17 protein-coding genes, 1 pseudogene and 1 other annotated feature are annotated in these 23,079 nt (G+C 53.7%); of the genes and pseudogenes, 11 read left to right on the forward strand and 7 right to left on the reverse strand.

The features are described 5' to 3' along the window. Positions 1–2: 2 nt before the first annotated feature. From ACFWW4_RS15880 to ACFWW4_RS15895, 4 genes and pseudogenes are all read left to right on the forward strand, one after another. The gene (locus tag ACFWW4_RS15880; RefSeq protein WP_411891757.1) at positions 3–629 is read left to right on the forward strand and encodes a TIGR02466 family protein; all 627 of its coding nucleotides are present in this window, start codon (positions 3–5) and stop codon (positions 627–629) included. 98 nt (positions 630–727) lie between these two features. Continuing rightward, positions 728–2,353, forward strand: a complete 1,626-nt coding sequence (locus ACFWW4_RS15885; protein WP_411891758.1) for a hypothetical protein — start codon at positions 728–730, stop codon at positions 2,351–2,353. A gap of 359 nt (positions 2,354–2,712) precedes the next feature. Further along, positions 2,713–3,765 (forward strand): hypothetical protein, encoded by a 1,053-nt coding sequence (locus ACFWW4_RS15890; RefSeq protein ID WP_411891759.1) that lies wholly within the window; start codon positions 2,713–2,715, stop codon positions 3,763–3,765. A 304-nt stretch (positions 3,766–4,069) separates the two neighbouring features. Further along, positions 4,070–4,650: pseudogene (locus ACFWW4_RS15895) on the forward strand (IS3 family transposase); the annotation flags it as partial. Between the two features lie 205 nt (positions 4,651–4,855). On the opposite strand, the gene ACFWW4_RS15900 reads toward ACFWW4_RS15895, so the two are convergent. From ACFWW4_RS15900 to hisB, 3 genes are all read right to left on the reverse strand, one after another. Further along, positions 4,856–5,326 (reverse strand): transglycosylase SLT domain-containing protein, encoded by a 471-nt coding sequence (locus ACFWW4_RS15900; protein ID WP_411891760.1) that lies wholly within the window; start codon positions 5,324–5,326, stop codon positions 4,856–4,858. A gap of 189 nt (positions 5,327–5,515) precedes the next feature. Next, a complete protein-coding gene (gene hisH, locus ACFWW4_RS15905; RefSeq protein WP_411891761.1) occupies positions 5,516–6,154 on the reverse strand; it encodes an imidazole glycerol phosphate synthase subunit HisH in 639 nt (212 codons plus the stop codon). Continuing rightward, positions 6,151–6,738 (reverse strand): imidazoleglycerol-phosphate dehydratase HisB, encoded by a 588-nt coding sequence (gene hisB, locus ACFWW4_RS15910; RefSeq protein WP_411891762.1) that lies wholly within the window; start codon positions 6,736–6,738, stop codon positions 6,151–6,153. The genes hisH and hisB overlap by 4 nt, the downstream gene beginning before the upstream one ends. Positions 6,739–6,876: 138 nt before the next feature. Between hisB and ACFWW4_RS15915 the strand changes: the two genes are divergently transcribed. The 4 genes from ACFWW4_RS15915 (at position 6,877) to ACFWW4_RS15930 (ending at position 10,369) form a co-directional block, all read left to right on the forward strand. Beyond that, complete coding sequence (locus tag ACFWW4_RS15915; RefSeq protein WP_411891763.1) at positions 6,877–7,599, forward strand: imidazoleglycerol-phosphate dehydratase; 723 nt, start codon at positions 6,877–6,879, stop codon at positions 7,597–7,599. Between the two features lie 217 nt (positions 7,600–7,816). Continuing rightward, positions 7,817–8,152 carry a hypothetical protein gene (locus tag ACFWW4_RS15920; RefSeq protein ID WP_411891764.1) on the forward strand — a complete coding sequence of 112 codons (336 nt, stop codon included), beginning with the start codon at positions 7,817–7,819 and terminating at the stop codon, positions 8,150–8,152. 438 nt (positions 8,153–8,590) lie between these two features. Beyond that, a complete protein-coding gene (locus tag ACFWW4_RS15925) occupies positions 8,591–9,289 on the forward strand; it encodes a methyl-accepting chemotaxis protein (protein ID WP_411891765.1) in 699 nt (232 codons plus the stop codon). A 114-nt stretch (positions 9,290–9,403) separates the two neighbouring features. Then, positions 9,404–10,369: a diguanylate cyclase gene (locus ACFWW4_RS15930; RefSeq protein ID WP_411891766.1), complete on the forward strand. Its 966-nt coding sequence runs from the start codon at positions 9,404–9,406 to the stop codon at positions 10,367–10,369. Positions 10,370–10,492: 123 nt separating this feature from the next. Then, positions 10,493–10,618, reverse strand: a sequence feature (AL1L pseudoknot). A gap of 68 nt (positions 10,619–10,686) precedes the next feature. Here ACFWW4_RS15930 and ACFWW4_RS15935 read toward each other — a convergent pair. From ACFWW4_RS15935 to ACFWW4_RS15945, 3 genes are all read right to left on the reverse strand, one after another. After that, positions 10,687–10,821, reverse strand: a complete 135-nt coding sequence (locus ACFWW4_RS15935) for a hypothetical protein (protein WP_411891767.1) — start codon at positions 10,819–10,821, stop codon at positions 10,687–10,689. A gap of 45 nt (positions 10,822–10,866) precedes the next feature. Beyond that, positions 10,867–11,547, reverse strand: coding sequence for a response regulator transcription factor (locus ACFWW4_RS15940; RefSeq protein WP_411891768.1), 681 nt, complete (start codon positions 11,545–11,547; stop codon positions 10,867–10,869). 1,472 nt (positions 11,548–13,019) lie between these two features. Further along, positions 13,020–14,036, reverse strand: coding sequence for an HWE histidine kinase domain-containing protein (locus ACFWW4_RS15945; protein WP_411891769.1), 1,017 nt, complete (start codon positions 14,034–14,036; stop codon positions 13,020–13,022). 2,153 nt (positions 14,037–16,189) lie between these two features. Between ACFWW4_RS15945 and ACFWW4_RS15950 the strand changes: the two genes are divergently transcribed. The 3 genes from ACFWW4_RS15950 to ACFWW4_RS15960 all read left to right on the forward strand — a co-directional run bounded on the left by ACFWW4_RS15950 (position 16,190) and on the right by ACFWW4_RS15960 (position 20,363). Continuing rightward, a complete protein-coding gene (locus ACFWW4_RS15950; protein ID WP_411891770.1) occupies positions 16,190–17,101 on the forward strand; it encodes a hypothetical protein in 912 nt (303 codons plus the stop codon). A gap of 125 nt (positions 17,102–17,226) precedes the next feature. Next, positions 17,227–17,856 carry an acyl-homoserine-lactone synthase gene (locus ACFWW4_RS15955; protein ID WP_411891771.1) on the forward strand — a complete coding sequence of 210 codons (630 nt, stop codon included), beginning with the start codon at positions 17,227–17,229 and terminating at the stop codon, positions 17,854–17,856. Between the two features lie 311 nt (positions 17,857–18,167). Further along, a complete protein-coding gene (locus tag ACFWW4_RS15960; RefSeq protein ID WP_411891772.1) occupies positions 18,168–20,363 on the forward strand; it encodes a hypothetical protein in 2,196 nt (731 codons plus the stop codon). 693 nt (positions 20,364–21,056) lie between these two features. On the opposite strand, the gene ACFWW4_RS15965 is transcribed toward ACFWW4_RS15960, so the two are convergent. Then, positions 21,057–21,683, reverse strand: coding sequence for a hypothetical protein (locus tag ACFWW4_RS15965; RefSeq protein ID WP_411891773.1), 627 nt, complete (start codon positions 21,681–21,683; stop codon positions 21,057–21,059). Positions 21,684–23,079: the final 1,396 nt, after the last annotated feature.

The raw sequence follows: 23,079 nt of genomic DNA on the forward strand, positions 1-23,079 counted from the left end.
CCATGCGCTTTGACGACACAAGCAAAGAAACATTGTTCGGCACACCGCTGCTGCGGTTTCAGGTGACTGATCACGCGGCCCTTGATGCCGCCTTGCTGGAAGAAGGCGCGCGCCAGCGCGAGGCGAGCGAAGGCGTGAACAAGTCAAACCGGGGCGGCTGGCATTCGGCAGGCAATATCTTTGACTGGGACGCCGATTGTGTCCGCACCCTTTATGCCGCTGCCGAGGCATCCGTTTACGAAGCGACACGCCGTGTATCAGCCAAAGTGGATCCGGCCACATTGCGGCTCAAGATATCAGGCTGGATGAACATGAACCCGCCTGGCGGGTTCAACGCGCCGCATACCCATCCGGGCGCGCATTGGTCCGGGGTCTACTACGTCTCGCAACCAGCGGTAGAAGAGGGCACATCGGGCATGATCGAGTTTCTCGATCCCCGGTCGGACCTACCCAACTGGCGCATCCTGCGGGCCAAGGCGTTCCGCCCCAAGCGCCGGATCAGACCCCATGTCGGCGAGATCGTGATGTTCCCGTCCTATCTGGTTCACTGGGTCTATCCCAATGAAACCGACGAAGAACGGGTTTCAATCGCGTTCAACGCAACCTTTCGCAAAGCAAAGTTGACGTAAGGGCAACTCTTGGTTGATCGATCCGAATTGGTCATGTAACCTGTTGGTATACCTGAAAAACGTGGGGGTTGCGGCGTGGCGCAGCGATGACATCCGGTATGCCAGAAGATACTGTGGCCGCATATCTTGAGCGTGTGGCCGACTCCCGCGTTCTGGGCCGCAGCAAGCGCCGGATGCGCCTGCTGGAATACTTGGTCACGGCAGAGGCGAACGGGGAAGGCGAAAACCTCAAGGCCTATTCCATCGGTCTGGATGTTTTCGACAAACCAGACGATTTCGACCCGTCGATCGACAGTATCGTCCGGGTAGAAATCGGGCGATTGCGCAGCGCCCTTGCCACGTTCGAGGATAGCAAATTCGCTGATACGCAATTGGTTGTCGATATCCCCGTTGGAACCTACCGCCCGGAATTGATCCTGCGCGACACGTCGACCGATGCCCCACGCCGGGTCAAGCGCAGGGGCGGCCGGGTCGTGGCGCTTGTGGCGCTGGTGTCCTGGGGGTTGGTGATGGGGGTGTGGCTCTATCTGCACGGACCGCGCGATGAGATACCGACAGACAACCACGTCAAGATCGAACTCCGGCCAATCGAGGGGGATGCAGATGCCGCTGCACGGATTGGTGCGGCCTTGCGCGGCGGATTGGTGCGCAACCAATCGCTGACGATCCTGTCACCGGATGATCCGTCGGATACAGGGCTGGCACCGGATTTTGAACTGCGCGGACTGGTACGCGCAGTGGATGCCTCGCATTACCGGGTCGATACGGAACTGATCAATGCCGCCACCAACCGGGTGGTCTGGGCGCGGTCGCACGTGTTCGAAGACGGCCCGGAATTCGAAGACCGGGTGATGGCGGTGCTGGGCAATGAAGTGCGACAACGCGCGTTCGGGGCGTCGCGCGCAGCACTCGAAGGACGCGATCCGCAGACACTGACACCAGAACAATTGTTCATCATGGCCACCTGGGTGCCCGGGCGGGCCATGAATTCCATCGCTTGGGAGCAGGAGCGGATCGCACTGGCCCGCCTTGCGCTGGAAAAGGACCCGGATTTTGGGGCCGCCCATGCGGTTCTGGCCGACAAGCTGGCGTTTCTGGCTAATGTTTACGGGCCTGCGGATACACCCGAACAGCGCGCTGCAGCCGAAATGCATGCACGCCGGGCGTTGGAACTGGCTGCACTTGATCCAGAGGTCGTGTTCGCCGTGGCGCAATCGAAATGGCATTCGGGCAATATCGCAGAGTCGCATCTGCTGATGCAGCGGGTGCTGGAACTGGACCCCGGTCACGATCTGGCCCGTTTTCTGGAACTGGTCATCCCCTATACCTGCCGGGTGCCGCCCGGCAACGTGCTGCAGCAGGCCATTGAATTTGATGACCGTCTGGCCGGCGACAATCCCATTCGTTGGCTGACGCTCAGCTGGATTGCATGGCTGCACGCCCATCGCGGCGACTACGAGATCGCGCTGAATATCGAGCGGCGGTCGGCACTGATTTTTGAATTTCCCTATACCTTTATGCGCCACGCGATGTTGCTGCAGCGGCTGGGCCGCACCGAGGCCGCCGTGGCGGTGATCGAACGGCAGGATGCCAACTGGCCGGGGATTTCGGCGGATCATTTCGCCCGGGTCACGGTACCGAGATTGTGCCGGGAATCGCCCCTGGCGGCAGAATTCATTACGGCTTACGAGGAATTGGCCGACGCCATGGCGGTGCGTCAGTGATAGCGGTAACCCAAAATTACATTCTGAATTAAGGCATTAGATCATCTGTAACAGATTGTTAACCTTCGCGTGCCTCATATTGCTGCCAAGGGTTTGCCACATTGGGCTCACCGAACGCCTCCTCAGGGCAGTCGTGGGCAACGCCGCCACGCCACCACTCACCATGTGACCAAGCCTGTCACATGCAACGGCGCTTGCAGGGTGCTTGGTGCAGGTTGGGGACAGACCTGCACCGGGTGCCACCGGTAAAACAGCACCCAAACCACAAATTACCACGCTTTTTCAAACGATTGCCGCCTTGACGGGGCAGGGGCGTTGCAAGGACGCTTGCCCCCCAATAGCCATGAACAGGAGATCCCATGGGCGCGTCCATCAATGCCATCTTCGGGGGCGCATTTTTGCTGCTCGCATTGTTCCTGACTTTCTTGATGTTCTATTTGTGGAAATTTCCCTTCGACAAGGAAAAACACCAAAGCGCGGCCCCGCGATCCCTGATGACCCTGCACCGGCTGTTCGGTTATGTCTTTGTTGCGATCTACATCATCCTGATGTGGGATATGGTGCCGCGCCTGTGGTCCTACCAGATCGAATTGCCCGCCCGGACGGTGCTGCACCTGACGCTCGGGCTTGCGGTGGGGGCGATCCTGATCGTCAAGATCATGGTGGTCCGGTTCTTCAAACATATGGAATCTACCCTCGCCCCGCTTCTGGGGACATCGCTGCTGATCTGCACATTATTGCTGACCGGTCTGGCCTTGCCCTATGCCGCGCGCGAGGCTTATTTGCGGGCCACTGCACAGGACGGCCAGAACTTCGCGCAAGACCGGATTGACCGGGTGGTTCAGTTCCTGCCCCAGATCGGGTTTGACGATGCGGCGGGCCTGCGTGTGCTGGCCTCCTCGGCGGGGCTGGCCGAAGGGCGCGATGTGCTGACCCGCAAATGCACGCAATGCCATGATCTGCGCACGATCCTTGTCCGCCCGCGCACGCCAGAGGCCTGGCGCAGCACCGTCGCGCGGATGGCGACCCGGTCGACCACGCTCAACCCGATCAGCGAAAGTGAGCAGTGGAGCGTGACCGCCTATCTGATCGCTATTTCTCCGACCCTGCGCGAGGTCGCGACCGAACAGCGCGCCCTGACGGTCGAGGCGCGCGCCAGTCAAGAGGCACTGCGCCTGTCTGCGACAAGGGCCCCTGATTACGACCCGGACGCGGCCAGGCAGGTGTTCGAGGCGAAATGCGCGCAATGCCACGCGCCCACGCTGGTGGAACAATCCACATTCAACAGCGCCGATGACGTACGTGTATTGGTGACACGCATGGTCGGGAACGGCCTGACTGCCGATGACGGGGAGCTTGGCCAGATCATCGCCTATCTTACCGACACCTATGCCCGCGCAGAGGGGCGGTAACTGTCGTGGAATGTTGTGAATGATTGGCGTGGATCCACTGAAGCCAATAAATGACGCACCCGGAGCGAACTTGGCCCAGTCTTGGGGCAGTCGTGACGCAATGACTTCTTTGCGGGACAAAGTAGCCCTTGCGAGACGACTTGAGAAGGTCTGCTTTCGGAAAATGCTTTGACTCAGAAGACCCCTTTACCGAAGTATTGACCCTTGCATTGCGGTCTAGTGTTGTCGAAGCTCCCGCTGGAGTAGCCCCCTGAAAGTGGTCCACCAACTGGGATAGATTGTCCCGCAAATTGGAGGATCAGCGATGGCTGGAAAACGAGAGAAACCCGAAGAGATAGTATCGAAGCTTCGGCAGGTTGAAGTTCTGCAAGGACAAGGCGCGACGATCGCGGAGGCCGTGCGCCAGATCGGCGTGACGCAGCAGACATTCTATCGGTGGCGTAAGCTCTATGGGGGTATGCAGCGGTCACAACTCGCTCGGCTGAAGGAACTCGAGAAGGAAAACCAGCGGCTTCGGCGTGCGGTGTCTGATCTGACTTTGGACAAACTCATTTTGAGCGAAGCAGCGAAGGGAAACTTCTAAGCCTTTCGCGTCGTCGCAAGTGCATCGATCATGTACGGCAGGAACTCGGTGTATCAGAACGCCGCGCTTGCCGCGCGCTCGGCCAGCACCGGTCCACGCAACGCAAAGTGCCACAGGGCCGGGCCGATGAGCAGCGTCTGACCGATGACATCATCGAGCTGGCCGATCAGTACGGGCGCTACGGATATCGGATGGTGACCGGCTTGCTGAACAACGCGGGCTGGCATGTGAACCACAAGCGGGTTGAGCGTATCTGGCGACGCGAAGGGCTGAAAGTCCCACAGAAACAAAAGAAGAAAGGATCGCACCATCAAACCATGGGATCAAACTTCCTAAGCTGCTTTTAGTTTCTGCATCGGTGTCATTCCTCCGATGCTCAAGTTCGGACCTTCGTTCAACTCGCAGCATCCGTCGTACTGGGCTCACAGCTGACACATACCGCGTTGTCGTGCAGCCACTGTCAGTCGACGCCGTTAAGACCATATTCGTCCGATGTTCAGGCAGCTCTCACCCGGCCGGTCGCAGGCCGGTTTCCACCAGCATGCCGCGCCGTTTTGCTTCGTAGTAGTACCCGCGCGCGTACCAGTTGACCGCTGTCGCCTCGTCTCCGTCTGAGATCAGCCAGGCGCCGCGCAGATAGCGGCCTGCGTAGATCAGGTTGGTTTCCGCATCCAGCAACCCTTCGGGTGATCCGCGATAGCCCATGGTGCGGGCCGTTTCGGGCAGGATCTGCATCAGACCATAGTAGGGCCCGTTGCGGGCGGCGGGGTTGTGGGTGCTTTCACGGATGATCACCCGGTGCAGCAGGGTGACGGGGATATCATGCACGGCGGCGTATTTGTTGATCAGCCGCCGCAGCTCGGGCGTTTCGTTGGGGTAAAGCGGGATGTCGGCCCGGCGCACTTCGGGTTCAGACCGGCGGCTGCACCCGGCAAGGGCGGCGGCGCTGCAAAGGATCATGTGGCGGCGTGTGATCATTGGGATATCCTGCTCTTTGTTTTTGCGACCGGCGGGGTCGCCTTTTGTTTATCATTCTGTGCGCAGGATAGAGCTTAACAAAACCTATCGCACCTGTCCGATGGGGTCCGACGTTTTGCCGACGCAAGTCCGACGCGATGCAGACCGTCGAAAATCAGGATTTGTTATGCAATAACAAAGGGCTGGTAGTCAGGGCGCCCACCGCAAGAAATTGCCGATCATCCGCAGGCCCGCCGCCTGGCTTTTTTCGGGGTGGAATTGCGTGCCGATGATGGTGTCGCGCCCCACGATGGCCGTGATGTCGCCCGCGTAATCCACATGGGCCAGCCGTTCGGCGGGGTTGGCCACGTCCATCGCGTAGGAATGCACGAAATAGGCGTGATCGCCGGTGTTGGTCCCGTCCAGCACCGGATGGGGGTGGTCGATCACCAGGTCGTTCCAACCCATATGGGGCACCTTGAGCGCCGGATCGGCAGGTTTGATCCGGCGGATATCGCCGGTGATCCAGCCGAAACCAGGGGTTTCTTGGTATTCGTGCCCGGTGGTCGCCAGCATCTGCATGCCCACACAGATGCCAAAGAAGGGCCGCGCCCGGTTTGTCACCGCGTCGATGATTGCGTCGGCCAGACCGGTGCGCGCGAAAAGTTCGGCCCGGCAATGGGGAAACGCCCCGTCGCCGGGCAGCACGAGCCGGTCGGCGCGGGCGACCACATCGGGGTCGGCGGTGACGACGATGTCACCGGCATCGACCTCGCGCGCCATCCGTTCGAACGCCTTTTGCGCCGAATGCAGATTGCCGCTGTCGTAATCGATCAGCGCGGTTGTCATAGGCTGCCCTTGGTCGACGGGATCGCGTCGGCCTTGCGCGGATCAACCTCCACCGCTTCGCGCAGGGCGCGGGCGACGGATTTGAACGCGGCCTCGGCGATGTGGTGGGCGTTGAAGCCGTGCAGTTTGTCGATATGCAGCGTGATGCCGCCATGGGTGCTAAGCGCCTGGAAGAATTCGCGCACCAGTTCGGTGTCGAAGGTCCCGATCTTGCCGAAGGGCAGGTCGAGATTGCAGATCAGATAAGGCCGCGCGGACAGATCAAGCGCGCAGCGGATCTGCGCGTCATCCATCGCCAGATGGCACGACCCGTAGCGGCGGATACCGCGTTTGTCGCCTAGGGCCTGGGTTAGCGCCTGACCCAGCGCGATCCCCACATCCTCGACCGTGTGGTGATCGTCGATATGCAGATCGCCCTTGGCGCGGATGGTCATGTCGATCAGCGCGTGGCGCGACAACTGGTCCAGCATGTGGTCGAAAAAGCCAACGCCGGTCTGGTTGTCATAGGCACCGGTGCCGTCCAGATCGATGGTGACCGTGATGTCAGTTTCGGCCGTTTTGCGTGTGATCGTTGCTGTCCGCATATTTGCGTTCCTCTTGTCGTCGGTCGCTCTATAGGGGCATCCGGGGCAAGGGCCAAGATTTGTGACGGTTTTTCAGAAATATTTAAGGGTTGGTTGCCTATGGTCACCGCCAACGCTGCCACAAATCAGGAGAATCCGATGAAAGCGCTGATCATGCGGGATGATGCCGAAGCTGCCGCCGGCTGTGCCAAAGCGCTGTTGGACAAGGGGTTTCAGGTGGCTTGCGTAGAAAGCAGGCATATCGCACAGGCGCTGTTACGGATTGAACCGGTTGATCTGCTGGTGATGGATGAACGGGTCGGCGGGCGGTTAACCCATGCGCTGGCGCTGTCTGCCGAACGGCGGCATCCCTATATCAGTGCGATCCTGATGACGGACCGGCCGGGCGAAGACACCGATGAGCTGTATGAACTGATCCCGTCGCTTTATGCGCTGGCAGGCATATCGGTCGCGCCCGGGATTCTGGCGCAACTGGCCCTGTCGTCAATCGAGGATTTTGCCCAGGCAGAGGCACGGGTCGGTCGGTTGACAGCTGCCGACCTGGCGGAGGCGACACTGGGTCCCGACCCGGATATCGAGGATGAACTGGCCGATTGGGAAGATGACCTGGTCGATGAGATTGTTCTGATCACCGATGATGCAGCTGCCATTGGCGGCCCTGACATTCCGCTTTACAGCGATGTCGCGCAAAGTCATCCCGCCCTCGCCGAAGAACTGCCGGAAGAGGAAGAGATTCTCGATCCAGCCATGGCAGACAAGGCAGACCTGCCACATTTCGCGACCTTGGGCACGCCAGACGCTAAATCTGTCGTCCATATTGCACGCTTCAGTAGTATTACTGAGGCCAGATCAGCAGTCTGATAGGTCCAGAAGCCATGGGTGACCGGCGAAAATCCGCCGAGCCCGGGAACAATTGCCATGGGGCAAACCGTTTTGTTCCGGATGCTGCATCAGTCATGATTTGACCGATGCCATGCCTCAATTTCTTCCAAAGTTTTCGTCAAATTCGCCCTGTTAACGAGTGTTGGCCCGGTCGCCCAAGGCCGGTCCAACCGCATTATCTGGTAAGGAGACTACAGTGGCGAAATTGATTAACATGACCGTTGTTGCGGCAATTTGTGCATTTGGATCGATGGCATCTGCCGAAAGCATGCAGACCCAGCAACCTACACCATCATTTGTGAACGACATGCCGTTCCCGGCGGAAATGCCGGTTTATAAGTCGCGTGTCGTGTTTGACGACATGCCATTCATGGAACTGCCTGCATTCGCGCAGACTGCTGCGGTATTCGGTGACATGCCGTTCCCTGCAGAGATGCAGGAGTACAAACCGGTCCGCTATTTCTCGGATCTGCCGGCACCCGCCCATGATTTGCCGCAAGAGACCGATCACGCGGCGTTGGAACTGCAGTAGGCGATAAATCTGACAATGCTTTGCAAACAAGCGTCGCCCCGCAGAGACGCCGGGCGGCGTTTTGCATTTGGCGATCAGAGGAAATGCCAGCGATCACATCGCCCAAAACAAAAGGCCGACCACAGGGGTCGGCCTTTTTGTTGTCGAATTGGAGCGGGCGATGAGATTCGTTATTATAGATAAAACAATGCCTTAAGTAAGAAAAAAGCTTTCGTACAACGTTTGTACAACAATTTGCGTTTATTAGGCAGATTTTTCCCGGTGCGCCTCCAATTGCCTAACTTCTCCATGTTATGTCAGCGCAGCCCACACCACAGACACATGGGTCCGGAGAGGTTTTGCCGGTAACCCTGAAGCCAGGACTTACGCGCTTGTGGCGGGTAACCTGTCGCGCCGCACGGAAAACCAGGCCGCGACACTTCAACAACCGCAGCGGCGATGAATGAGATTAGCGCGAGTGTAAATTCCACCGCTAGCGGCGCGCGGGGTATTGTGCGGGCGATTGACACCGCACGGGATCAGGCCAAGCACGGAGAGGATGTGCGATCCCATGCCGTTGTTACGATGAAGACAATTGAGGATTCTTCGGACCAGATCGGGCAAATCGTTCAGTTGATGGATGATATCGCGTTCCAAACCAACCTCCTGGCGCTGAATGCGGGGGTCGAAGCCGCACGTGCCGGCGAGGCGGGGCGCGGTTTTGCCGTGGTGGCATCTGAGGTGCTCGCACTTGCGCAAAGATCCTCGGAAAGTGCTGCGCAAATCCGCGATCTTATTGTCAACTCCAACAAGAACATCACCCATGGTGTCAAGCTGGTCGCCGATATGGGCACGGCGATTGAACAGGTTCTGGACAGCGTGAGCGAGGTTTCGGAGCATAACCGCGACATTGCAAATGGTGCGGAAGAGCAGGTCACTGACCTGTCTGAAATCAACAGCGGCATTCTGATGCTCGACAAGTTGACGCAGGAGACCGCCGCCATGGTGGACGAAAGCGCAAATTCTTCCCAGGTCTTGCAGCAGAAGGCCGATGAAATGCAGAGCCTCGTCGCCCGATTCCGCCACAGCCAGCGCCGAACGAGTGTCTATTCGCCCGCGTCATCGGAGGGTGAGTTCGATCTGGCCCGGTCGGCCTGATCAAGCTGTCACAGAAGCTGACCCAAGGGCGGCCATACCATGTGAAGGTGTGCGAACCCCTCGGCTGCCCTCTTATTCAGGATGTTTTCATAACTCATTTGTAGGCTGCAGATATTGCTGCCAAAAGAGACCTACACCATGCAAATAGAGAGATTACTCGTTGAGAAAGAGTCGAAGCACCCGGAATGTATCCGTCCTGACGCTCCATTGCGCACGGCAGCGCAGAAACTCTTGAAGCACCGGATTGGTGCCTTGGTCGTCACTGACTTGAAGGGTCAGTTGAAAGGCATCGTTTCTGAGCGCGATTTGATACAGGTCGTCGCGAAATACGACGCGGCTGCGGTCGAAGCTCCTGTTGCTGAAGTAATGACGCGTTCAGTCATCACTTGCGGGCCGAATGATGAGATTACCGCGGTCCTGCGTCTGATGCATGCGAATGCGATACGGCATATGCCGGTACTGGACCATGGAAAACTCGTTAACATGCTAAGTATTCGTGAACTCACAACAGCTTATGAGTTGCTCCAAATTGAAGCGAACACGGACTTCTTGACTGAACTCCCGAACCGCAGACCATTTCTCAAGACCTTGGAAACCGAGTTCGCGCGATCTCGACGATACAAACACCCCGTTAGCGTCGGCATGATCGACATTGATCACTTCAAGCAGGTCAACGACTGCTATGGTCACGATGCTGGCGACAAGGTTCTTCGTGCAGTCTCCGCTACAATGATCAATGAGTTTCGCACAGTTGACTACCTGGGCCGTCTAGGCGGAGAGGAGTTTGCAGTTGTACTACCGGAGACTGACCTGTCAGATGCCAAACTGGCCTGTGATCGACTGCTGAAAAGCATTCAGGCAACCATCATACCATTAGGTAGCCGACAAGTATCTGTAACGGCCAGCATTGGCTTGGCGCGCGCATCATCCACTACGTTGGATGGTTCAGCGGTCCTGAAGCGAGCCGATGAGTTGTTATACGACGCAAAGAGACGCGGTCGTAATCAGGTCGTGGCTGATTGCTCGCATGGCAACTGGTATCAAGAAGTAGAAGATGCAGGGAGACGGCAGTTACTATAGCGATGTGAACCGCGCAGGGTTTTCCGGAGGCTCCAACTCGTGAGAAGGATGGAGCATCATGACAAAGATAACGAACAAGTTTTCACCACAAGTGCGCGAACGCGCTGTGCGGATGGTATTGGATGGCGCAGGTCGGTATGAAAGATGTTGGGCGGCGATTGTCTCGACCCCATAATCAGCACAGTGATCTTCTATGAACTGGTTCATCGTTTCAGTGGGAGGTCAAGCTCCGCCTGGGCAAAATATGCGGACGCCTTGCGAAGGACCTCATTGGCCTGCTTCAGCTCGCGAACCTCGCGTTCAGGCGCCTTCATCTTCTAGGCCTGTTCGGTCGTGATGCCGCCTCGCTGGCCTGCATCAATCTCGACCTTCTTGACCCATTCCTTCAGTGTTTGCGGCGCGCAGCCAACCGTCGCCAGAAGGCTCGTAACAATCGTAAAAACTCTCGTCAAATTACGCCACAAATGGTCTCATAGCATTGACTGAAGATACAGTCGCTAGTGGTCTATCCCACGCAACATATAACCCTGCCCCCAAATCGTCTTGATGTAGTTTGTTCCATTTGTTGCGTCCGACAGTCTCCGACGCAACTTACAGACGAAAACGTTAATTGCCTTGACATTCGGTTCGTCTATTCCGGCATAAAGATGGTTCAAGAACATTTCCTTTGTAACGGTCCTGCCCCGGCGTAGACACAGGAGTTCGAGGACCTGATACTCCTTGTGCGTCATCTTCAAGGGTGTACCATCGACCTTCACAATCTCAGTATCAAGGTTGACGACAACTTGGTCGATTCTGATCGTTGGTTGCATCTTGTTGCGGACCCGCCGCATGATCGCGAAAATGCGCGCTATTAGCTCTTCACGGTGGAATGGTTTGGTCAAATAATCATCTGCGCCGAGGCCGAAACTTGCCAGCTTGCTCTCCCTCGTGTCATCACCCGAGAGGACGAGAATGGGGGTTTCGACAGAATTACTCCGTAAATTCTTGAGAACCTCGCGGCCAGACATATCTGGCAGGTGTAGGTCCAACATGATCAAGTTATACTCTTTTGATCTTGCGAGTTTGATTCCGGTTTGTCCCGTGTCTGCCGAACAGACTTGCGCGTTCGCTCGAGCCAGAATCTGTTCAATGCTCTTGGACATCGTCGGATCGTCTTCAATCAGCAGTATCTGCACTTGGTGAGTACTCCGGCAGGCATATACGACGTCGATAAACCCTCGCCTGCAGGGAGTTCGATCGGTGATCCAGCCAGGGCGATTACTGACTCACGATTGCTTTGGCAAAACAAATCGACTGCTATTTCGCAACGCCTTGTGTCAAGACTTCTTAAGAATGGTTAACGAATGGTTAATAAGTCGACTTGGCATTCACTGAAAATCGGATGACTTCGCGTCAATCCAATTCATCTGAGGTTTTGAACTACTCCAAATAACGTCCGCCATGTAGATAGGTTGCCCGGTTCGGCATTTGTACCCTCCTGTTCATTGATAATACGCCCGAGAGGTGAATCGATTGAGGCTCGCGTGTGGGCTATGGTGGCTGTCGTCCCTTGCGCCGTGACGCAATTCAATGGCGGGCACAGCTCAGCATCGGGGGCGGAGTTCATTAAGGCATTGGTCACCAGCCAGCCGTTGATCGGGAGCACGACCCGCTGCTATGGGGTATGTCGCCGCAAAGACTTGAAGCGGCTTCTCTATCAACGTCCTTTTCTTCCACTGTGAGAGCAGGCCGACCGCAAATTGAGGCGCTATGTGGGGAGCTGCACAGAGCGAGTGTCAATGATTAGGGCGGTGTTATGGGCCATTCCGAGTTACTGCGCAGCACGGATTGTCACCCATGACAGCGGGCGAGATTGTCGCTTCGTCTTCCTCGACGACTAAACATAATTGGCAATTTGAGGGCGCAAGCGATACTGGGAACACTTAGCGCCTTCGTAATCTACCTCGAAAATACATTTGCGAGCACTTGAACGCCAAGTGGGGCCACACAAGGCAAGCCGTCTGGTGCGCTACGTTCGACCAGTCTCAGATCGATGAGCGATTGTACTCCGCAAGCACTTATCTCATTGGGCCTAATGGCCATTGCTCGCAAATTGCAGGCCTCGTCATTGGTCAAGCTTGAGGCTAGTATTTCCACGACTCTGTTCATTCTTACCATCCAAAGTACCCGACACGTTCTACGCATTCGTTATCTCAAACGAATGACGGCCCATTTCCTGGCCGAAGATCGTGCGGAGGGTCTATGTCCTTACTCGTATTGAATCGCTGCATGCGGCCATTCGAAGCGTTAACTAACAAACTTACAGTTTTAGCCAATGCAGGAATCTGTGATTCCTGTCCAAAGAGACAGGTTAGACCTTGCCCCTCGGTCTTAACAGAAATGCTTATCTCTGGCGTGTGAGTAACTATGGGCCAAATCACAAGATTTACGAAAGGATAGGATCCGTTATCCTATCCCGGTAGTGAGCTCTCTAACGAAAAAAGGTAAGGTCTCCAGCCTTTTGACTTCACTCACGCTAGCATCATTCATTAAGGCCCATCGTGCCCTTGCCAGCCGTCAACTTCCTCAGCTTGCCAAGCATCGCAGTAGCCTCATTTCTCCAAAGGAGTTGCATCGTGACGCAAGCAAAGCCCGATAGAGTTGTGTACTATCCTCGATTTACAGGCTGTGGATCGTCGAGACCCATGTGATGCGATGGACAATAAAACTGAAAGGTGAGCGCCTCCTCTTGGAAGCTGATGTCTACTTCACCTCCCAGACTAAGCGGCAGTGACTTCTTGAGAATGTGGAAACCGAACCCTTCCTTTTTCGGCGCTGGTATTGGTGCTCCTGAGGTTTCGTGCCAACAAATGGCCAACTGATCAGCAGAGCAACCAATCCACTCCCAACTGACTTCGATGGATCCTGAAGAATTAGAGAGCCCGCCATACTTCGCGGCGTTTGATGCCAACTCATAAAATGCCATCGACAGCGGTCTTATCGCGCCATCGCGGACAAAAATGGCCGGCCCTGAGATCGCGATGTCATATCTGTCATTGCATTTGAATGCGGTGAGTTGAGCGTCGATGAGATCTCTCAAGGACATCATTGATGTATGACGTTGTGACAACCTCTCTGCGCTGAGTGAGAGACTTTTGATTTTTTCCAAGAACCTAGCACAAAACTCCTGGTCCTGACGCGTTTGACAGAGCCTTTTGGCAATCACACCAATGACCGTCAGGAAGTTACTGATGCGATGATTTTGTTCATTCAGGATCAACTGGAGCGTCTGATGGTCTTCTGCATTCTCAGCCAAGTCAGTAATTGCGAATATGCCCAGTTGACGCTCGGCCATATAGGGGTAGATCGGCAGATCAGTAGCTTCCCGAAGGTGGATCAGGCGATATCCACCATGCCTTTGTTGGACCCTGAGATTCGTCGCAATCGTCTGCGGTTGCCCTGCGGATGAGGTTGCTGCTGACCATTCCGTCAGTTTTTTGGCATCGTCGGGGTGCAACACGTCGCGAAGCTTGCATCTTGTGATTGGGACCCCGTTCGGTAGCCCTAGAAAATGGCTGGCGACGTCATCCAACTCCAGGGTGTTTTCCTCATAGTCCATCACCCCAATGCCCAGGCGGGGAGTGTTTTGCGTTGATCCAACGGAGATTGGGTAGAAGTTCGTCATACAGCGCATCCTTTGTCGTTGACGCTAGATAGCGTGACATCTTTACCCTAACAGAAAGCAAAAATTGACGAGCTCGCTGACTGCAGTGAGTCAATCCTCAATCCTTTGACAGGTTTCGACGTAACTTAGCTCACAGTAATCCGCGGAGATGTGGTTAGATCAAAGGCCTTGATGACGCTGAAATAGCTGTTCGTCACTGACGCTTTTGGCTTCTACAGTGTCCTGATATCTTATGAACGCGGTCATGTGCTTGCTGATTGCGCCGGTGTTAAGAGCCTCTTAACCATTTTGATCTGAAGATATGTGCTCGCGGGTTTCCAAATATGGCCATTAAAGGACAGAGCTACATGCCGAGTAACGATCAAATGAACAACGACATTCATGTACTTCTTCGCTTCTTGACGCAGGCGCAGTCCCAGGATGCGCTTGAAAGGCTGCGACGTCGACTCGGCTTGAAGTGACCAACCGAGCTCGTGGAGGTCACAAAGTGCGGCCACTTGGCGCAATGTGAACTTGCGGCCTTGGAGTTATGGGGCATCCGGATGAGAACAGTCTCAAAACGGCTGTCGGGAGGTAAAACCTAAGTGTTGACGGGTTGCTGGATCTGTTGTGACACATTCAAACACGAACTCACCATATTTTGGAACAGAATTGGCAATAGAATCGTCAAAGTTAGCCAATACGAGAGATTTCAAGTTGGGGTTAACCATAATTTAGAACTACGGCGATCTATTTTGCGCCTGAGGTTCAGTGAAGAGGAGCAAGTCTGTTGCAAAGTACATTACAAGAGGTCAAGTCTCATGCATATATAGTTTCCGAAAGGTATCTTTGCGGAAACGATGATTCCAACTTTGACGAATTGATCTTGAAGCTGGAGAGACAGGCGTACGCTTTTGCAAGAGAAGGAAAGCATTCCTCGAGCAATGCGCTTTTCATCGCCGTCGCCGCATTAGAAAATGACCGGCCCAACCCCCCAACGGAATTAGGGCTGTGATGTTTTGTGAACCGATGTTTCTCACTCAAGATGCGAGATAGGCACCTCACGCTCGGTTCTCGTTTCCACGATATCGACATTGCGACGGAAAATATCATGCCCTATCAGAGTTTTAATGGCAGCGGCCGTATGAACAAATCCCAGACGGCGTGCTTCATAATACCTGATCATTAGTCGCTGTTCTTCAGTGGCTTCGTACACGTCCTTAGCCCTCCGGTTGTTGTTCATTAAATGATTGGCTCATATGGTTAACGTATGGTTAATCGAATGCGCATCGGCGGATTGTTGCCTCCTGTGCGTTACTGCGAAATACGCTGGGTGATGGCGATCAGTGTTGGTTTGAGCATCCGCTGGTCCGCTTTAACTGTGTTTGACGTGGCACCTCAAGCCTTGGAGCGATCGTCGGCAACCGAATGACGCTGGCTTGACCGCATGTCCATTAAGAAATTGTTAAGACGTTTGCCTGCAACCTCCGGACGTTGAATTAGTCCCACCATTCAGCAAATGTTCAAGACGGCTGTGTTTTGCTGACAACGGAAGACAGCTGTCTTGAACCACTAGTTTTGGAGATGGCAAGGAATCAACCAGGCGACTTCTTGACAAGCTTGGAGTTCTGGACTGTGTTGCTCGATCCGTTGATGCTTAGAGGCTCACCATGAGGCGACGGGCCAGGAGGTAGTGAGCGTCCATGCTCAAGCGTCACGCTATAGCGTTTGGTTCATGAGCCCGCATTGATCTGCGGAAGCGGCCCTTTGTCGTGCGAATTCTTGAATCCGACAGGTTTCTGAGCATTTATGGAAACTGCTAACGTCAGTTTCGAGATGTGACCCAATTTTCGATCTCGCTGTAGAATCCGCGGGTTGTTTCGCCAGCAGAAGCGACAATTAAGCTTTCATCAGCCGTGGTGGACAAGCCAGCGGCGATGCAGATACGCAATCTGCGATCATGAGGAACGCTCCATGGGATAAGACCGACTCGATTTATCTCTAAATGCGATCGAAGTGAAACATCTGGAAGGAATGAACAAACCTTGGTGGATACACTTGTCGCCTGCTGACTTTTTTCGATTGGCGGACTACGATGTGTCATATCGGGGGGACCATTCTGACGTCGCCGTCAGTACCAAAGTTGCTCCACGACTGAAGGATTGGCGGGCGTAATGAAGGAAACCGATTTTACCATTGCTTTCCACATCGGCGCGCATAAGACTGCCACAACACATCTTCAGGCCTCTTTAAGAAGATCGTCGGGCCAGTTGAGTGAGGCAGGTGTCGAATACTATGGTCCCGGTTACTTCCGAAGACCTGGGCGCACGATTCCTTCTCTTTTTGGTTTGAATGCTGCGATTGACCCCATTCGCAAACAAAAATCACCAAAAGATCAGCTTCATGTTATGCGCAAAGGTTCTCGCAGACTGATCCTTAGCGAAGAGAATTTCATTGGTGTGCTCAATAGCCCCCGGCGGTTTCCGATCAAACAGCGGTATCCCTACGCTGATGGCCGGATATCCGACTTGATTGCGAGGCTTGAAAAGAAGGTTGACATCTTTCTGGGCATTCGGAATCCGGTAACGTTCCTGAACTCTGCATATTGTCAGCTGCTGATGTCCGGAAGGGTCATGCCGGTCGCGCGTTTTCAAGAGTTAAATCCGTTAGAAAGTGTGGACTGGTTAAATCTGGTGAAACGGATACGTGCTCTTCCCGGCGTCGACATGTTGGTCGTTTGGCGATACGAAGACTATTGTTCTGTTTTTTCGTCCATATGCGCTCATTTGATCGGCGATGAGCGGCAGATTATTGTGCGGCCGATAAAGCGTGTGGTTCACCCGAGCCTGTCGTCGCCGGCGGTCGAGGAAATCCTACGTCAGCACAGCAGTCAACAGGTCAAGAGCCCCAGCTTGAGTACTGGCAAGTTGTTTCCTGTAGAGGAAGGTCATCCCCCCTTTGATGGTTTTTCAAGGGATGTGCATCATACGATTGACGAGGTCTATCGCTCGCAAGTGATTTCAATTGCCGTTACTCCGGGAGTGACACTTCTTACGCCCGAAAGTCACCATGGCTCAAAACGGTGATACGATGGCCTCGTCAAGTGGTTCTCGGTTGTGCTGTTGCATGAGCTGACACCCACCGAGCGGTGTCATCATCTTTCGTTAAGCCATAAAAATCATACTAAACGCTCCATGCACAGGAGCAAGAAATGATACGACTCATATCTGGACACAACCTTTTTCTTGAACCCGATCTGGCTAGATCAATGTTCAGGCACAGGGCAGCACAGTTTTATCATCGCTTGGGCTGGACGGTACAAATCGACAATCTTGGCATGGAGCGGGATGTTTATGATAGAATGAACCCTCTATATGTACTGGTCGTTGGCGATGACGGGCAACATCTTGGCTCCATGCGTTTTCTTCCAACGATCGGTCGCACTATGCTGAATGAGCACTTTGGTGCGTTGCATGACGGTCCAAAAATCAAAGATCCGCGGATTTGGGAGTGTACACGCTTCTGCCTGGCGCCCGGCGCCGATTCAAGGACGTCCTTTAAGCTTTTGGCTGCGGGTGCAAGTCTGATGAAGGAATTCAACTTGTCGCATCTCATAGCCGTCTTTGATCATCAGATGAAGCGGCTATACCGGAACAGTCAGGTTTCTCCAACGATTGTGGCAAGCGGCGATTACAAGGGCGAATCCGTATCAATCGGGATGTGGGATTACTCTCCAGAAAAGCATGTCAAGCTTCTGAAGGCCGCTGGGATGGATCACACCGAGATGGAACTCTACTTGGCCAACTCGGACATTTTTAGGGACATACCGCAAACCGCTTGAGGATGTCAGTTCTGAAAATCTAATGGTGCTGGCGCGGATTGCCTTCTTTAGCGAGTCCGCGTTAGCGATCCGATAACCAAGCCAGATTTGAACTGTTTCTTCAGCATTTCACCCGTCAGCACGGCTCAAGACCGATGATTTGTGGAGTCGTACCATGGAGCGAAAACTTCAGATTACAGTCAAGAGTTCAAAAATTTTGCTAAAATTACACGCCTACTTTAGCCAATAGTCCCGATTACGTCACAAACCTGCCTGATGCCAATCAAACCATCGTTTCAACAAGGAGGTAGCAAAAACGGTAGGGGTCCAAAATGACAAACGTGACAACAAAGTCGATCATCTCAACGACTACGCATGAAGTTCTGGGAACGATGAATGCTAACATGTTCAGTGCAATCGCCGTCAACCAATTCGGCTGGCACTATTACGAAGAGCATATCGACAAGCTTGGCTTGACCAACATCCGCTTTCCCGGCGGCACCGTATCCGAAACCGGATGGGTCAAAGACGGTCGCATCAGGGTGGATGGCGGAGAGATATCACTTAAAACACTTGGCGGAGACCGCAGTCATTTTGCGTTTGACTTGACACATAAGGAATTGATCAGTCCGCTAGCACTTGAATATGACGACAACAACTATCTTCTGCGGGATGATGTCGCCACTTTCAGCCAAGTGCTTCAGGCCGCAGTCGAAAGAGATGCGTCAGTCGACCTCGTTATCCCCGTAAAGCGCTACTTTCAAAACTCCGATTTATCAGACGCTGAGGTAAGAGCGAAAGCGATCAGCGCAGCGGTGTCGGATGTTTCGGTTTTCCTAACAAGACTGAAGAATAGCGAATACAATGATGGTGTTTATCCTGACAAAATCACCTTCAGTATTGGAAATGAGGCATATTCCAATCCGATTGAGTATGCGGTGATCGCAAAGGCGATGATTGAACAGATTGAGCTCCAGTTGGACGGAAGCGGAATATCGTACGACATTGGTCTGCAGATCGGGCGCGGCGAGTACGAGTTTACGAAACTGTTGCAATCAGAGTATTTCGATCCTTTTTTTGAGGGGTCTGGTCCAATGATTGATGGTTTGGAGGACATCGGATTCGTACCATCCCCCAGTATGACGACGCAGCAGCGACAAACAGCGATCGACGAAATGATGATCGGCATATTGGGCGATACAATTAGCGGCATCGATGCTCTACGGCAGCATATCCTGGGTTTCAATGCCGACTTGCTCGACAATCCAAATGCACCATTATTCAAAAGAGGCCAGATCATTGAACGCTGGTTGGAGGCATTTGCCGAGGTGGGCATCAGTGAGGAAAATGTAGATACTTATGTATCAGCATTCACAACGAATAGTGAAAATGGCAATTCGATGCCGTACGAGCTGTCGGCGGCAGCCAACACTCTCGAACTATATGCTCATATGTTGGCATCGGGTGTTGATAGAGCCGCGGTTTGGGGTGTCGTTGGAGCATTCCGTTACAAGGATCATATCTTGACAACGACGGTATCAGATCGCTTGTCTGAATTCGACGCGCCACAAGCTGCCATCCTCAAACTGTTAAGCGAAAATGTCCAATCCAGTGATTTCCTCGGAATTGGAGGAGGCGACGCAGAGGGCTATCGGAGTTTTACGTACGAAAACGAAAGTGAATATAACATATTCTTCTATGTCGAGGATATTCACAGTGGTCAAGTCGACCTCAGTGTCGACCTTGGGCTCTTTGGCGACCTTCAAACGGTTGAAGTGGTCAATATGGATCTGGCCAACGGAAGCTCCAACGGTGCCTCTCGTTTGACAGAGGATGATCTGGTTGTGATGGATGGAACGGTCCAGCTTAGCTTTGATCAGAAGTTTGAGATTGCCATGCTGACCTTGGAAAAGAAGCAAAGCGCTGATTATCAAACGCTTGCGATGATAGAGGACATGTTTGAAGCACAACTGAACGCAGATCAGCTGCCGAATATGGTCAGAGGAGAGATAACTTCGGACGATATCCTTGGCGGCAGTGGTTCAGATATCATTTTCGGTATGGCGGGCGATGACAGAATCGATGGTGGCGCTGGTCGAGGAGGTTTTTTCGGCAATGGCGTCCTGCCTGACCGTTTTGACGCGGCTGGTGGAAACAATGGCGATTTTCTCTTCGGGGGTGACGGCAACGACATTCTCAAAGGAAATGCTGGCAATGATGTCCTTTCGGGCGACCAGGGTGATGATGAGCTATGGGGCGGGAGTGGCTTTGACACTTTTGTTTTTGTTGAAGGCAGAGATGAAATCCAGGATTTCCAGCAGGGTGTAGACACAATATTGATCGATACTTCTCTTTTGACTGATGGGGACGACCCAAGTGCCTGGGTCACGCAGAACATGAGGATCCATGAAAATTCGCTTGTGATCGACTTTGGCTCTGAGAATGAATTGACGGTCCACGGTATCACCGATGCGAAGCAGGTTCTTGGCAGTCTGGAGTTCGGTGCAATCGACTATCTGTCGTTCTGACCAAGCACGCGCTGGATCGGATGCGATGAAGAGACAATGGGATATCTGGTCGTCTCTTTAGTGTTTTCTTGCACTGAAGCTGTTGCCGCCTGCGGTCGCTTGATACAGCAATTTCCGCAGAAGTGCTGGCAGAGCATGAAAGAAAGCATGTTTTCCAGCGCAGCAAAAACTTAGCTTGTATCGGGTGGATGTCATGTCGGCTTCTGACATCGGGGCCACAATCCAAAAATGACCATGGCTCATCCTTGCATGCCGTGATCCGCACGCCCGCCACAGCAGGTCCCGCGCGGCGCATCTCTCGCTGGCTCTGCAACGCCCTTTTAAACCAAAAATTTACCTTCTTGGCACATGAGTCTTATTTGAAGTGCGAATTCGTGTCGAACAATTCTCTGTTCAACGTGAATCAAGCCCAAGCCAGTATGTAACGAGGTGACAAGATGACGAGATGCGCTCTGACAAGAGAGAAACACAGTTGGATAATCGAAGTCATCAATGATCTGCGCATTTACTGCCAGAAAAACGAGCTCAGAATTAGCCAGGAGTCCTTGGATCAGTGTCTGGTTGCGGCACTAGCAGATCTCGAACTCGAAGCAGATGCATTTACCGAAGAAACATGTTTGGAGACAACAGAGGATCCAGACAACGAGATGTTCCTTTATCTGAGCGCCGGGCGGCACAGTCTGAATTAGCGGGTCATTGCGAAACGATGAAGAGACCGCCAAACGATTGTGGCGTTCCGTCGACGATTGCCTGCCCTTGCACATCTCCACCAACCCCTTGATACGTGTCACCGAGAAAATCGCCCGTAAAGACTGTCGTGAGCGAAATTGTTTGACTGTTCGCATCCGTCAAATCACCAGTTCCATCAAAGGAAAACGTGGCATCAACATTTGGGTCACCAGCGCGATTGACAGTTCCGCCGGATAAGGTGATCTCGCCGAGCAAAGCATGTCCAGCGTCATCAAGAAAGTTGTTGGCGGATCCAGTCACCATCTCTGTTGCCTCAAAGTCGACAAAAACTAAGAGGGTACCATTGAGTGAATCGGTTACGTCGTCTGTTGTGTTGGAAAGCTGACCAGCGACGAAACCTTGATAAGCGACAACCCCGCTTGTGGGTATTGCGCTGAATTCTGTATATTCAATGGGAGAGAATTCCGAGACAAGTTGATTGGTAGACGCTTGCATCTCTTGTAAAGCAGTCAGCGCTGTCGTGCTGCCGGTGCCCCCTCCACAAGAGCACAAGAGTGGTAGCGTGACAAAGAACGCCCGTTTCGGCGCCCGAATCCAAGTGAGGCCGGGGTTTGGTTCCTTTTTATGCATGCGTCAGGCTTTCTCCACGAGGCTATGTCTGAGTTTCCAGGTTGCTAGCACTTTCTGGTTAATGTCAGGTGTATCGTCTCATGTGGGGTCAGCTAAGAGTTCTCGATGCCATCCGGCGCGGTGTTAGGAATCACTGCTGTACCAAGACAACGAAGTGTCTTGGCGCAGGGAAAAATTCAGTTTCAGTTTCAGTTCTTTGATAAGTTTAGTGGGTGAAGATCATCACCAACTCTTCCGTACCAATCCATTCTTAAGAAATGCCTAATTGGTTTCTGGCCTACCCTCGTGATCTGGGCCAGGCAAATGGAGCTGGGCTGGTGCTGCCGCGACTTGAGAAATCCAGCATCGTTGATGAAGCCTAGTATGCACCTTCCGATTTCGATCATGCTGCGGCGATATCTGGCGTAGAGTAATTGGCCAGATCATCGTTATTGCGGTACTAATCCGCGAGGGTCAAAGGCAGTTGGCGCTCGATTGCCCGGGAATGGATGGCGTCCGCCCGGGGAAAAACTGCTCCAATCTCGCCTAACATCATGTCAGCTTAATCGAATGGTTACCAATGGACGGCAAAACAAGCAGTCGGAACACTTGCGTTTGTTAAAGCTCTGGCCCAATCGGGTGCGTTCCATTGCTCTTGATGCCCGGGTCAAGCAAAGGCGCTTCCAGGGCATCGTATGTGGGGGAGAGGCCCTGTGCTTTTTGGTACAGGGCCTCTGTCTACATCATACCTCTTTCCTTCGCAAATCCGGCAGGCGGATATTAGAGAAGGAGAAAAGCACACCAACGCCACTCACAACTAGCAGCGCCGCTGTGTCTAAAAAACAAGATGCCTAGGCGACAGATCTTGGTTCCAGAATAGTAGCTGCAGTACCACTCTTGCTGATGTTTTGTCGAAGAGTGACTCGGATAAGCCCGCATTAAGGGACGGACCCTGTGGATAACTCGATAGTAGCCTTGTAAGTAAGGCTACATTCTGGTTCGAACTCTGGTTTTTGGGGAGTAAGGGACGGGAACGTAGAATCGGCAATTTAGGGCTCAAAACAAAGCCCATTTAAGGTTCGAACTTTTCTTCCTATAGCTTTCGCTGCAGCCAGCTTCTACGATCAAATCGCGGACTTTGCCGACTTTCGCCGCAGCTGCCCCAACGACGGCTTTGGATGAAGGTGCCCGGTCACAAACGGTCGTTTCCGCCGGGTACAGAAACGACAAGTTCTGGCAAACGCTGACACAATCTGCCCGTCAGATGTTCGTTTTTCTTGGCAGGCCTTTATCTAAGCTGCACAATGATCTCTTCCCTCGAACGGAAGACTGACCTCCGTCCAGAATGTGTATGGAGCGCCTAGACGGTTGGCGAACGCTTCATAGGTATTGCGTCCGACTCGAAAGTTAAAACGCA

The organism is Yoonia sp. SDW83-1 (assembly GCF_046762885.1).
Classification (GTDB): domain Bacteria; phylum Pseudomonadota; class Alphaproteobacteria; order Rhodobacterales; family Rhodobacteraceae; genus Yoonia.

Excerpts from the sequence above, each read along its gene's own strand:
- ACFWW4_RS15880 (WP_411891757.1), top strand. The coding sequence starts at position 3 with ATGCGCTTTGACGACACAAGCAAAGAAACATTGTTCGGCACACCGCTG.
- ACFWW4_RS15885 (WP_411891758.1), top strand. The coding sequence starts at position 728 with ATGCCAGAAGATACTGTGGCCGCATATCTTGAGCGTGTGGCCGACTCC.
- ACFWW4_RS15890 (WP_411891759.1), top strand. The coding sequence starts at position 2,713 with ATGGGCGCGTCCATCAATGCCATCTTCGGGGGCGCATTTTTGCTGCTC.
- ACFWW4_RS15900 (WP_411891760.1), bottom strand. The coding sequence starts at position 5,326 with ATGATCACACGCCGCCACATGATCCTTTGCAGCGCCGCCGCCCTTGCC.
- hisH (WP_411891761.1), bottom strand. The coding sequence starts at position 6,154 with ATGACAACCGCGCTGATCGATTACGACAGCGGCAATCTGCATTCGGCG.
- hisB (WP_411891762.1), bottom strand. The coding sequence starts at position 6,738 with ATGCGGACAGCAACGATCACACGCAAAACGGCCGAAACTGACATCACG.
- ACFWW4_RS15915 (WP_411891763.1), top strand. The coding sequence starts at position 6,877 with ATGAAAGCGCTGATCATGCGGGATGATGCCGAAGCTGCCGCCGGCTGT.
- ACFWW4_RS15925 (WP_411891765.1), top strand. The coding sequence starts at position 8,591 with ATGAATGAGATTAGCGCGAGTGTAAATTCCACCGCTAGCGGCGCGCGG.
- ACFWW4_RS15945 (WP_411891769.1), bottom strand. The coding sequence starts at position 14,036 with ATGACGAACTTCTACCCAATCTCCGTTGGATCAACGCAAAACACTCCC.
- ACFWW4_RS15950 (WP_411891770.1), top strand. The coding sequence starts at position 16,190 with ATGAAGGAAACCGATTTTACCATTGCTTTCCACATCGGCGCGCATAAG.
- ACFWW4_RS15955 (WP_411891771.1), top strand. The coding sequence starts at position 17,227 with ATGATACGACTCATATCTGGACACAACCTTTTTCTTGAACCCGATCTG.
- ACFWW4_RS15960 (WP_411891772.1), top strand. The coding sequence starts at position 18,168 with ATGACAAACGTGACAACAAAGTCGATCATCTCAACGACTACGCATGAA.
- ACFWW4_RS15965 (WP_411891773.1), bottom strand. The coding sequence starts at position 21,683 with ATGCATAAAAAGGAACCAAACCCCGGCCTCACTTGGATTCGGGCGCCG.